General features: G+C 24.0%; 12 protein-coding genes, 1 rRNA gene and 2 pseudogenes. 2 read left to right on the top strand and 13 right to left on the bottom strand.

Features of this window, described 5'->3' with window-relative positions; all coding sequences use genetic code 4:
• Positions 1 to 520: 520 nt before the first annotated feature.
• The 13 genes and pseudogenes from T403_RS04390 to rrf form a co-directional block, all read right to left on the bottom strand.
• Entirely contained in the window at positions 521 to 715 is a 195-nt protein-coding gene (locus T403_RS04390; protein WP_276211253.1) for a helix-turn-helix domain-containing protein, read from the bottom strand.
• A 208-nt stretch (positions 716 to 923) separates the two neighbouring features.
• Positions 924 to 1,391 (bottom strand): MPN499 family protein, encoded by a 468-nt coding sequence (locus T403_RS0103615; protein ID WP_033161455.1) that lies wholly within the window; start codon positions 1,389 to 1,391, stop codon positions 924 to 926.
• A gap of 2 nt (positions 1,392 to 1,393) precedes the next feature.
• Positions 1,394 to 2,206 (bottom strand): annotated as a pseudogene (locus T403_RS04630) (HAD family hydrolase); the annotation flags it as partial.
• Positions 2,207 to 2,248: 42 nt separating this feature from the next.
• A pseudogene (locus T403_RS04625) lies at positions 2,249 to 2,959 on the bottom strand (L-ribulose-5-phosphate 4-epimerase); the annotation flags it as partial.
• On the bottom strand, positions 2,952 to 3,824 hold the full coding sequence (locus T403_RS0103605) for an L-ribulose-5-phosphate 3-epimerase (protein WP_033161454.1): 873 nt from the start codon (positions 3,822 to 3,824) through the stop codon (positions 2,952 to 2,954). The gene T403_RS0103605 and the pseudogene T403_RS04625, both read right to left, overlap by 8 nt.
• Positions 3,799 to 4,455 (bottom strand): 3-keto-L-gulonate-6-phosphate decarboxylase UlaD, encoded by a 657-nt coding sequence (locus T403_RS0103600; protein ID WP_033161453.1) that lies wholly within the window; start codon positions 4,453 to 4,455, stop codon positions 3,799 to 3,801. Before T403_RS0103600 ends, T403_RS0103605 begins: the two co-directional genes overlap by 26 nt.
• 19 nt (positions 4,456 to 4,474) lie before the next feature.
• Entirely contained in the window at positions 4,475 to 4,954 is a 480-nt protein-coding gene (locus T403_RS0103595) for a PTS sugar transporter subunit IIA (protein ID WP_033161452.1), read from the bottom strand.
• 1 nt (position 4,955) lies between these two features.
• On the bottom strand, positions 4,956 to 5,243 hold the full coding sequence (locus T403_RS0103590; RefSeq protein WP_033161451.1) for a PTS sugar transporter subunit IIB: 288 nt from the start codon (positions 5,241 to 5,243) through the stop codon (positions 4,956 to 4,958).
• Between the two features lie 77 nt (positions 5,244 to 5,320).
• Positions 5,321 to 7,093 (bottom strand): PTS ascorbate transporter subunit IIC, encoded by a 1,773-nt coding sequence (locus T403_RS0103585; RefSeq protein WP_033161450.1) that lies wholly within the window; start codon positions 7,091 to 7,093, stop codon positions 5,321 to 5,323.
• A gap of 30 nt (positions 7,094 to 7,123) precedes the next feature.
• Complete coding sequence (locus T403_RS0103580; protein ID WP_033161449.1) at positions 7,124 to 8,191, bottom strand: phospho-furanose lactonase; 1,068 nt, start codon at positions 8,189 to 8,191, stop codon at positions 7,124 to 7,126.
• Positions 8,192 to 8,396: 205 nt separating this feature from the next.
• Positions 8,397 to 9,920 (bottom strand): APC family permease, encoded by a 1,524-nt coding sequence (locus tag T403_RS0103575; RefSeq protein WP_033161448.1) that lies wholly within the window; start codon positions 9,918 to 9,920, stop codon positions 8,397 to 8,399.
• Positions 9,921 to 9,959: 39 nt separating this feature from the next.
• Complete coding sequence (gene whiA, locus T403_RS0103570; RefSeq protein ID WP_033161447.1) at positions 9,960 to 10,799, bottom strand: DNA-binding protein WhiA; 840 nt, start codon at positions 10,797 to 10,799, stop codon at positions 9,960 to 9,962.
• A 34-nt stretch (positions 10,800 to 10,833) separates the two neighbouring features.
• A 5S ribosomal RNA gene (rrf, locus tag T403_RS0103565) occupies positions 10,834 to 10,941 on the bottom strand.
• 109 nt (positions 10,942 to 11,050) lie between these two features.
• Here rrf and T403_RS0103560 point away from each other — a divergent pair.
• Both T403_RS0103560 and T403_RS0103555 read left to right on the top strand, forming a co-directional pair.
• Positions 11,051 to 11,851, top strand: coding sequence for an MAGa3780 family membrane protein (locus T403_RS0103560; RefSeq protein ID WP_033161446.1), 801 nt, complete (start codon positions 11,051 to 11,053; stop codon positions 11,849 to 11,851).
• 325 nt (positions 11,852 to 12,176) lie between these two features.
• On the top strand, positions 12,177 to 12,858 hold a 682-nt coding region (locus T403_RS0103555; RefSeq protein WP_033161445.1), incomplete at its 3' end, for a hypothetical protein.

Below are 12,858 nucleotides of genomic sequence, written 5' to 3'. Positions count from 1 at the left end.
TGTTTCTCATTTTGTTAAAAAAAATACAAGAAAAAAATTCACTTGTTTTAGTAAAATAGCATTTCAAAATTTAATTTTTTTAAATCAAAAAAATGATAAAATGATTGATTTTTTTTAACAAAAATAATTAGATAATCAAAATCAGTATTTTTGAGAAATAAAATAAGTTATTAAAAAATTAATAATTGATAGTTCAAATCTATAATACTATGTATTATAAAGCATAAAAAATAATGCAATTATTAACAAAATGCCTAATAAAGTCACTTTGTTAATAATTGTTAATAATGATTTTTTGATAAATTTATATTACTTTGTAATATAAGTTGTTTTTTTTGGCATCTCTGTTTAAGAGAATTATGCCCCTCTGCTCCGGCCTTTAAAGGTGCGCGTGCACGCGCAAGACTTTGACCACAATTATTAACAAAAACACACTACTTTATTTTTTTTATGTTATAATATCTTCAACGAGGTTAAAAAATATTTTTATTATTTTAAACTTCCCCACAAAATTTATTCACTATCATTTGTGATATTTTCTTTTTTTAGTTTTATAATTAGCGTAATTTGCTAAATAACCATATTCATGATGCGAATTTCTTTTAACTTCTCTACTAACTGTTGAAACATTAACACCTAAAATTTTTGCAATTTGTCTCAATGATTTATTTTTTTGAAGCATATGTTCAATTATTAATCTTTTATTTTTATCTAAATATAATATTTTTTAGTATAATTATAAACTGTATAATTATTATTCATAGTTCTCCTTTTTTTAAATGGGGGGAGCTTTTTTTATATAAAAAAAGGTGCCTCCCATTTAAAATTTTATTACTTTTTTAAAAATTTTAAATGTGTTGCACTTAGAAATAGAATTTGAAAACAAAAAATATGCTTTTTTTGCTATTTTTTGTTTTTTGTTTTTATAATAAATCTCAACCTAAATATGTTCATTTAATATTCAGTATATTATCTTTATCAATAAACTTTTTATTTTTATCATAATATTTTTTATATCATTCTAAAGAATAAAAAGGGATGCGACCTTGATATAAAAGTCTAAAACCTTTAAAATCTAAATGAACTTTTATATTTTCATTAATATTGAAAGTAATAATGGCATTTTTATCTAATTTTACTCAGTTATTATAATTGATAGTAAAATTAATTTTTCTATATTTTAAGCATTTGTTAAATTTTGAAAAATCTTCATCACCATTAAATGATAAAATTGCTTCTTTCTTATAAATTTCAGTTTTTGCTATTAAAGTATCTAACGTGTGAAATTTTTGCATTGTAGAAGCTTTAATGGATTTGCTAAAAATACTTAAAAATGAAGGAAGAATTCAAAAACCATCATTATTATGGTTTATTTTGATTATTTTTGGCATTATTATAAATTATTTTCTATAAAATAACTAATTCCATCTTCATCATTTGATTTAGTTATAAAAGTTGCACTTTTTTTAACAAGATCACTAGCTTGGAACATTGCTACTGAAAATTTTGCTTTTTCAAACATTGAAATATCATTATTTTCATCACCAAAAACTAATGTTTTATTAAGATTTAAATTAAATTTTTTAGCAATAATCTCTATTCCGTTTCCTTTAGTAGAATTTACTTTCATAATATCAATAACATCTTTGTGTGATTGAACTAGATAAATTTCTTCAATTAATTTAAGCTCTTTTTGAGCTTGAATTAAATCATCATTATTACTGTCTGTTTTTATAATTAAAAATTTAACAATATCTATTTTTTGTTTCAATAAATTTTGAGTTTCAATTTTATTTATCGCAACAAAATCACTTCTATATTGTGGTGATTTTGTTTCATTAGAAGCATTAATTCAATCAAATCATTTAGAATGTTTTTGATTACTATAACCATACATTTTATTAGTGCTATAAATTAAGAATGTTATATTATTTTTAATTAAGATATTGATTATTGTTTCATTTTGCATTTCACTAAATGAATTACTGTAAATTAATTCATTTTTTTTATAATCATAAATTAATGCCCCATTACATGAAATAATTGGTAAATCAGGATTTAATAAAGCAATTTCTTGTTTTAAAAAATAATATGGTCTTCCAGTGGCTATTCCAAAGAGTTTTTGGTTATTTTGTAAGTTTTTGATTATTTTAAGGCTATTATTTGAAATAGTTTTATCACTTTGTAATAAAGTACCATCCATGTCGCTAAATATTACATCAACATCTTTTAAAATACTAAAATTAGGCTTTTTTTGTCCATAATACGAATTTACGCCATGTTTTCTTTGGTAATGTTTTTCTTGTAATGTTAAATTTGCACTTTGTTTTTGTGGATTGATAATTTGACTAAATAATGCCATTTTAGCAACTTGTTCTAATGTTAGGGCTAAATCTACTGCATCTTTAGCGCTTTTAGATGATCAACAAAAAGGCCCATGTTCTTTTACAAGCACAGCTCCCATTGCTTTAAAGCTAAGTTTTTTAGCTTTAAAGTGTTCTAAAATAACAACTCCAGTATTATGTTCATATTCACCATTAATTTCATCATCACTTAATTCTCTTGTACAAGGGACAGGGCCATAAAAATTATCAGCATGAGTTGTCCCTAATAAAGGAATATCTTTTCCAGCTTGTGCAAAAGCTGTTGCATATGGAGAATGACTATGCATAATTGCTTTTACTTCGGGTTGGTTTTTATAAATTATTGTATGAGTTGGTGTATCAGTGGAAGGATTATTTTTAGAATCAATTACATTATTATCTAAATCAACTACCACCATATCTTCTCAAGTCATTTTTTCATAACTAATACCACTTGGTTTTATAATCATATATTTACGATCTGAAGATATTTTAGAGACATTCCCTCATGTGTGAATAGCTAATTTATATTTATATAAAAGCATATTCGCTTCATAGACTTCTTTTTTTAAGGCTTCTATTTCAGTTTTATTCACCTTTAGCCTTCTTTCACTGTAATTTATAAAATTTTTTAGCTGCAACTAATTTAGCTACATTTTCTTCGAATGTTTCATTTTCTTTATTTTCAGATCACATTTCGATTAAAATTGGGCCTTTAAAATTTATTTTTTTAATTGCTCTAAGAGATTTTGGAAAATTTACAGTCCCTTCCCCTCATGGCACTTTTTTGAAAACTTTTTTTGTTGTATCTTTAAAGTGGAAAGCAACAATTTTATCACTAGCTAAAGTTATTTCATTTTCAATATCTTTAGTAAATTGTGATAAATTACCTAAATCTGGATAAATATAAAAATTAGGCATGTTAATTTGTTTTAAAAAATTCATACATTTACTTATAGTGCCAGCAAAAGGAGTATCCATTGTTTCAAAAGCTAAAGTAATACTATATTTTTGGGCTAATTCAGCGGCTTTTTTCATTCCTTCAATAAAACGTTTTTTTGATGTTTGATTTGATTTTTCATAATAAACATCATAAGCAGCTATTTGAATAATTCTAATCCCTAGTTTTTTAGCAAGTATTAAAGCTTTTTCCATTATTTCTAAAGCTTTTTCTCTATTTTTAGGATCTTTAGAACCAAATGAAAAACGACGATGTGCACTTAAACACATAGAATTAAAATAAAAATTATGATAATTTAAAACTTGTTTTAATTTATTAATTTTTTTATCTTCTCAATCTAATCTTTGAAGTCTTACATCGCTTTCATCGATACTTAATTCAATAAAATCAAATCCAGCTTGTTTAGCGATTAAAATTTTTTCTTCTCAATCAAATTTAGCATTAATTGCTTTTTCATAGATACCAAGAAAACGACTATTTTCAGTATTTTTTAAACTCATCTTTAAACTCCTTTGCTGCTTTTTGCGGATCTTTTGCATCTCTAATAGAACGTCCAGCTATAAAGATATAAATATTTATATCTTTGAAAAATTTAATATCTGCAACACTAACACCACCAGTTACTGTAACTTTAAATCCTATATCAGCTAATTTTTTAACTATTTCCAAATCTTTATCTGATCAATTTTTTCCAGCGGCTTGAGCATCACGTGCACGATGTCATACAACTTGAGTTGCTCCGCTTTTTTTTCACTCTTCAACTTGTGATCAACTGAAATTTGATGTCATTTCTATTTGAACTTCTTTATTAGAATTATAGCTATTAGCTAATGTTACAAGTTCTTTAATAGTTTCATTTTCAGCTGCACAAATTGCTGTAGTAAAATCGGCTCCATGATCATAAAACATTTTTCCAAAAACTTTAGCTGCATCAGCTATTTTTCCATCTACAACAATAATTTTATTTGGAAAATGTTTTTTGATTTCGGTTATTGCTTTTTTTCCTTCAGAAGCTAAAAGAATAGTTCCAACTTCAATAACATCAATTTCATTTTCAACTTTTTTAACAGAATTTATAGCATCTTCAATAGTTAAATTATCTAGTGCTATTTGTAATAAAGGTAAAGGCATTTTTTCCTATCTACTATTTTTATGATAAATATTTTGTAAAATCAATTTTTTCAATAATTGCAAAAACTTCTTCTTTAGTTTTTGCATTTAAAATTTCAGTAATTGTCGATTCTTCTTCAAATACAGCTGCAATTTGCGGTAAAGCTTCAGAAGTATGTACTTCCGAAGAAGTAGCTGCAAGAGTAATAAGAATTCTTACAGGACGCTCATCATTTTCAAAATAAACAGGATTTTTTAATGTTATTAAGGAAAATCCATTTTTTAATACTCCTGAATCACTTGAAGCATGTGGCATAGCTAAGTTATCAGCTATAATATAATAAGGTCCATGTTTTTTAGTACTCTCAATAATTGCTTCATAATAAGAATCTAAAACAACTTTTTTATCAATTAATGGTTTAGTAGCTAAATAAACAGCTTGTTGTCAATCTTTAGCTTCTAAATTTAAATTAACAGTGTCATATTTTTTTAAAATTTCTAATAAGTTAATCTTAGACATTTTACATTCCTAATGCTTTTTTAAAGGCTTCTTTAATTTCAGTTTCATTCATTAAATTTTTTACACCAACAATTTTAGCTTTTTGATCAGTTCTAAATTCAGGCGCTAAATGAATTGAAGTAATAATAAAATCAACAGAATTTGTCATTCCTTTAGATTGGCCCATGCTAAGAGCATCCACAGAAGCATCTAATCCTAATTCTTTTGCTATTTTTTGAACTTTTAGTTTAATTAGCATTGAAGTGCCCATTCCGTTACCACATGCTGCTATGATTTTTAATTGTGCCATTTTTTCCTCTTTCTAAATATGGAAATAAGTTAGCAAAAGCTAAATTATTTCCATATTTTATAAAAATTAATTTTAATTTATTTATCCAATTTAATTAATTGGGGTTTGATTTTTAACAATCTTTGTAAAAAGGTTGCTTTGGTTTGAATTCCTGTATCTATAATTTGAGCCAATAGAATTAGACCAATTATTAATAGAACTACCATAATTCAACCTAAATAAATATTTCAAGCTGAAAAAAGTAAAAATAATCCAAAAAATAGTGTTCAGTCTGACATTCCTATATAACCATCTTTAACAGGATTTAAAGTTACAATATTCTCTTTTTCAAACTCTTCTTTAATAAAGTAATTATTACCTTGACTAGCAATTGCATTAAGGGCGATAGAAATTACAACAATTTCTAAAAATCCAATAATTCCGGGAACTAATAAAGATGCTTTTCATCCTCCAGAAGCATTAGCATATACACCTAATGAACCTGAGTTGAAAAATAAAGTAATAAATAATGGAATAGTAATTAAAACAAAATTTTGTCCTGGGATAGCTGAAAGTCCAATGATTAAAAATACTCCTAAAAATTGTCCAATAACCCCAGATAAAAATCCATATGTTACAGAGTTAATACTAAATCCATAAACAGCAGCTACGTCTACAGCTACTACTGAATCAGGGATAATTTTTTCACTTATCCCTTGGAATGATTGTTGTAATTCAGTAATAAACATTCTAACACCTGTAATAAGTGCTAAAAGAGCGGCTACTATTCTTAATGATCCACCAATAATTAAGAAAATAATATTAGCATTTCTAAATGTTCCATTTCAAACATCTAGACCACCTCCAAAAATAACCTTTCCTTTTTCATCTTTTATTGCTTGAAAGGCATTAAATTTATCATTAACAATTCCAGGTTTGCTAATCATTAGAACTGCAAATAAAATTGTAAATAAAACCAAAATAATTAATGTTTGGGTAAAAATATTATCTTCGAATATTTTTAAATATTTTGGTAATTTACGATTTTCTGCTGAATCTTCTTTTTTACCAAAGAATTTTCCTAATTTATAAGAAGTTGCAATTCCGAACATTTGTTGGTGTCCGATTGCAAAATTTGCATTTTCAGTAACTTCGTTAGTAATTTTAAGTGTAGAAGAAGAACCTACAGCTCAATAAGTACCAACAAAAATTCCTGACATAATAATTAAAGGTATTTGCACACCAAGTGCATCTCAGTCATAACCTCTAAATAATAAAACATAGAAAATTGTTGTTACAACAGCTGATTGTTGTAACATAATGTGACCAGTGACCATCAAGGTATTGATGTTGGTTCATTTTTTTAGCGCTACTAAAATAATATTTATTATAAATCCAACAATCATAGTAAATGCTATAGCTGATAAAAGCCCGCCTTTTAAAAAGCTATCAGCATTTGCTAGTGCAAAATAAGGATCTAAAGGAACAATATCTCCAGCTCCCAAACTTCTAATGTTGTCAAAAATTGGTTTAGCCATTCCAACAAGTGTTCCGGATCCAATCCCTAATAATAAATAACCAATAATTGTTTTAAGTGTTCCGATAAATGATTCACGAAGGCCACGGCCAATTATAATATAACCAAAGAACACCAAAAACCCTAATACAAGTGCTGGTTGACCTAAAAAGTTATTAAGATAAATATCTTTAACTACAAAGTTAAATGCATTTACTCAAGCAGTAGAACTTCACTTTTGTTGTGAAGCTTTTACTAATAAAGCAGTTAAAATAATAATGAAATTTATTAGTAAAAATATTGCTCAACCAATAACTTTTTTAGATTTTTTTGATTTATCTAAAAATTTTTTCATTGATTTCCTTTTTTTAATTTATAACTAATTTTAATTTGGAAAATATTCTACTTTTAATTCTTTTTTCAATTCAAGAACTCTAGGATTTACTTTTGAATAATCAAAGGTTCTTTTTTCGTCAAAAGTTAAGATTTCTCTTGGGTTATTAATTAAAATATCATCGATTGCTTCTTGACTGACTCCAACTTGTCTTAATAAAGGAATAAATCTATCAAATAAATAACCTAATCCAAATGTTTGTTTTCCTTTGGTAAGACCATAATTTCTCTGATATAAAATTCTTCCTGCATCTAATGATATAGTAATGTGTTTTTGATAACCTTTATCCACTAAAAATTTAATGTTTTCAGCTAATGTTGCATCAGTGTAATATTTAACACGGTCTGGGCCATCAAAACAAAGTGATACGCCTAATTCTTTAATAATTTTTTCGTAGTAATATGGATCTGGGTTTTTATTTAAGTGTGATAATTGAATTTTTCTTGGATTAACTCCAAAATCAATTAAATGTTGAGCAGCTTCATAAGCCATTGTCCCTAATTGAGTATGAACTAAAATTGGTGCTCCTGTTATTATTGAAGAACGAGCAGCAACTTCTAATGATTTTAATTCAAGTCTATCAATAGCACCGTAACCTGTTCCCGCTTTTATAATTCCAGCTTTTGATTTAGATCTTTTTACAACTGGACCGCTATAGTTATATTCATCCATTCCTTCTTCGATTTCAGCTATTACCATTTTTGTAATATCCTCAATAGGGACTAATGATAATCAAGAAGCTCCTTTATCATAAAATTTAGCTTTATGAAAACCTGTAGCCATTATTATATGAGCTTTATTTTTTAATTTGTTAGCAATTTCTAACATTCTATGCACATCTCTACCAACATTAGGCGGATCCATTGTTACCATTGTTTTTCCGCCTTTAGCGATATACTCTTCCATTTCTTTTATTGCAGCATCTACTGACATCATAACAAAATCAGGATGTTCATGCGCTTCTGGACCATAATTTTTAATTAAATGATCATGACAATCAACCACACCTAATTCCTTAGGATTGATATCTCCTAGAACTGTTCTTGCAAATTTCGACATTTTCTCCTTTCAATAAAAATTTATTTTTTATATTATAAAAAAAGTAATTTTTTTAAATAACTTAAAAAAGTAAAAAAAACAAAAAATAGCTAAAAAACCCTATTTTTTGTTTTTTTATTGTTTTTTGTTTTTTATTTTTGTTTAAATTATTAAAATATATTATTTATTTATAAAATATATTATTTATTTAAATAATTCATTTAAATTAATCTTGTTTTATTTTTTCTGATACTTTAATATTTTGAGCAAAATTTTTAAAATTATTATGTTTAAAAATTAATTTTTCTAAGTAAAAATTTAAAAATGGTAGTGAAATAAAGAAAACTAACATCATTATATAAATCAATAATAAACTATATGCTGGGAATTGATCTATTGTTAATTTTCCTCCATCCATAAAAAATCCTCATGGAACTACAAAATTGGAATCAAATAAATTATTAAACAAGACATAAATATATGAAATTTCAACAACCACTATACCTAATATGAAAATAAAAGCAAAAATATAAAATAAAATACTATTTATTTTTCTTGTTTCATTCATTTTATTTCTTTTTAGTAAATAACTTATAACTAAATATGCATAAATATTAAAGTAAAAAATAGTTGGAAAATTACTCATTCCATCGATGATACGATCATTTTGCAGAATTAAAGATGGTAAAATAATAATTAAAAATCAAAAAGTATAAATTCCAATTAAATATATAATTTTTCTATAATTTTGAGAAAAATGTTTTTTTATTCATTTAGAACCAAAAAGAATTTCGATATCAACAGAATTTTCTACCTCTAACAATAGAACCAAAGTAAAGCCATTAAAAGTTCCGAATACTGATATAAAAATAAATAATGCAATTATTGGAACAATGAATTTAGCTACATTTTGTGATAAAGAAGTCTCCAATAAGCCTTGAATAGTTCCTTGATTATGCAAAATAGATGAAACTGCTATAAGTGAATATAGCACTATTATTGTTATCATTCCAATTAAAGTTACAAGAAATTGATTTTTTCTTGGTGATTTAAGTTTGGAAGTTATAGAACCAACAGTTAAAAAGGCATCATAAGCAAACAATACAGAAGGTAATGCAATAATCATTCCTTTAAATGAAAAAGATTTTGTAAATTTTACAAAAGCATTGAAACTTTGTTCACCACTATTATTTGTATTTAAAAAGATAATTCCAACTATCATTGTAAATACTAAAGGTAAGAATTTTAAAATAACTGTTGTTATTTGAATTATAGAAGATGTTTTTAGCGATAATACATTAACAGTAACAAAAAACACTGAAAAAATAATTCCAATTAAAGGAATGACGAAAAATGGAATTTTCGACATTTCTAACGCTCCTACTGCTTGTAAAAAGAAAAAGAATGCTTCGGTTACAAATGTACCAAAAACAGTGAATAGAAGACCTAAATAAAATAATACTCAAGTAATTTTTATTGCATATGAAGATTTTAATCCATTTAATTTATATGCTCAAGAAGCTATTCCAGAAATTTTTGATAATTTTAAAGTTCCAATTTCTGAAAAATTAATAGCTGCTGCTAATGATACAACACCACCTAAAATTCAAGTTAATAATCAAGTGATACCATTGTTATCAACAGCCTTGGCTACAGAATTATTTTTAAAAAAAATCCCAACTCCAACAACCGATCCAATCAGCATTGCTAGCGCTGTAAAAAAACCTATTTTTTTTGTTTTATCAAGCATTTTATACTCCTTATATATGAAAATTTATAAAATATTATATTATATTACTTGGTTTTTTTTAACGATTTTTTTTAATTTAATATTTCAATGATTTAAAGCACTTTTAGTTTTAATAATATTATGCTTAGTTGCTAAAAGTTCTACTATTTCGTTTAAATTTAAAAAAGGACTTTCTTTTTTGATTTTAAAAAACAATATTTCTTCATCTTTAAATAAATGGAGAAGCTTATTTTTTATAACAAAATCAAAATTTTCAATAATTTGACTTGATGCATTTACTAATTTTTGTTGATTATAAACATCTAAACTAGCCATTCTATTAGCACTATTTTTTATATCTCTAAAAATTTTTATATCAAAAAAAGTTTTAAAATTTTCAATAGCTCCTATAGCATTTAAAAAATCTAAAATATTTTCTGATTTTTTTTCATATATTACATATTTATCTTTTTTAGTAATTAAATGGAAATTAAAATCGTATTGATTTAACTTTTCAATCATTAAATTCGCAATATGCTTATTAATCGTTGCTATTTCTAAATGATAAGATGTAGAATCAAAATTAGAAATATTTCCACCAGCTAAAAAAGCACCAGCAAAAAAATAACGAGGATTTTTTATTTGCTTTTCTAATTTAATATTTTTTTTTTGAATAGTGAATCAATTTATATTTTTCGGGTATTGAAAATAAGGAATTTTTAATAAATCAAGTTTATTTTTCAATAAATCAGAAATATTTTTTTTATTAATTTTAATCAAAAAAAAATTTTGATTTAAGTCACAACTTGTGTAAATAAAACCGTTAAAAAAAGCTACTAATTCAGTTTTTTTCATTTTTTTATTTAAAACTTCTAATTTAATTTGATGACTAAAAGTCATAATTCCTCACTTCAAAATAAATTTAAAATATAAAAAAAAGCAGCTTCCTATTTTTCCATATTTCAGGTATCGTCGGCATCAAAGGGCTTAACTACTGAGTTCGGAATGGTATCAGGTGCTCCCCTTTATTATGGCTACTTTGAAATTATTATATACTATTTTTAAAAAACAACAAGTAAAATTTTTATTTTTTTTAAATTTATATAAAAAATTATTTTCGTTTTTTTAAAAACACTTATAATAAGTAAATTATGAAAGACAAAATAAAAAATAAATTTATTGATTTAAACAAAAAACAAAATAAAATTTTGTTAATTTTCGGGTTAATTGTTTTATTTTTAACCATTTGTTCATTATTAAAAAATATTATTTTATATGAACCATATTCAATTCATAAAAAAATTGTAGATATTGATGTGGTTTTTGGACAATGAACAACATTTTTTTATTTTACTTATCAAACTAATTTTCTTTTAGCTTTTGCAATTTTATCAGTTGCATTATTGCCTAATTCAATGAAAGCGAAACAATTTTTGTTCGCAACTGTTTCACTTATAAGCATTACTTTTTTAGTTTATTGAACTCTTATAGCGCTTTTTTCAAATTGAACTAATGTTTATAGCGCTATTACTTCAATTAACGTACATTTTATAAATCCTGTTTTAGGTTTTATATCTTTATTTTTATTAAGAAGAAAAATTTTAATTACAAAAAAAGTTATTTTTATAGCCTCAATTTATTTTTTTAGTTATTTTATTTTTCAAGCTATTCTTTTTTCAAGTACATTAGGTTATTGAGAATACATGAATAAAAAAGGGGAAGTTATAAAATTTTATGATGGTGTTTCCATTTATAGATTTTCTAATTTTTTAAGACCTTTTATGTATAAAGGTAAAAATTTTGTCATTATAATATTTTTTGACTTAATTTTATTTACTTTAGCAGTAGTAACGCCTTTATTAACAAGTCTTTTTTGATTTAAGTTTTATAAAATTAAAATCAAAAAAATTCCAAAGAAAAATAAAAAAATATTGCTTAAAAAATCATTTTAATTTTTTATTTATTGTTTTAATTTAAAAATTATTAACTTTTTTTGTCCTAAAAATAAAAAATAGAATAATTAATTAAATTTTTAAAAAACTAAAACAAAAGCACCATTTGGTGTTTTTTATTTTTTTAAAATCTTTTTAATAAATGTAAATAATATTTTATTATCGCTATAAAGATTTAAGTAAATTTCAAAAAAATAAATCAAAATAACACTTTATTATCAAAAATAATTTAAATTTTTAATGTTCATTAATTTATTAAATAATTAATCTACCAATCATTTAATGTGTTTTATAATTTAATTATAGTGAATTGTTGAAAGTAATTATGAAAAAGAAAAAAATTTTAAAATTTTTAACATTATTTTTAAGTTTTACAGGCGTAGCATTTACATTTAGTTTTAGCACAAATATTAAATTAGAAAAAAATATTTTAATTAATGATGAATTAAAAGATGAAAAAATAATTGAAAGAAAAATTGTAAAATACTCTCCATTAAATGTTGGTAATGAGATCGATGATGAAATTACTAATATAAATGAAGTTAAATTATTATTAAATTACGAAGTAGAAGATTTCGAAACAATAAATGAAAATAAAAAGTTTTTTACAAACAAAAACAATGAATTTATTAATTTAATTAAAGAAAAAATTAATTATATAAAAGATTCAAAAATTAGTGAATTATCTCCAATTGTATGATTCTATTTCGAAAATAAGAATGATAAAGATAAATTTTTAAATTTTATTAAAAATGATAATTCTATATTTAAAATAATTAATTTTACTTATGAAGCAAAACCAACAGTTTTTATTGATGATAAAAATTGTCCTGATAAAAAATGTATTGAAAAATTTAGAGAAGCTTTTTTGAATTTTGATTCAAAAACTGAAAAAAAATTAGATATTGTTTATAGATATCCTGTGAGTTTTACTAAAAATAATTTAAATATTATTAATGCTGAAGGGCTCTATTTATCTGATAATGAAAACAATAAAATAGGTATAT

It is taken from the genome of Mycoplasma collis ATCC 35278, from assembly GCF_000701825.1.
GTDB lineage: Bacteria > Bacillota_I > Bacilli_A > Mycoplasmatales > Metamycoplasmataceae > Mesomycoplasma_A > Mesomycoplasma_A collis.
The sequence above is the reverse complement of the archived record's forward strand: the minus strand, read 5'-3'. Positions and strand labels throughout refer to the sequence as shown.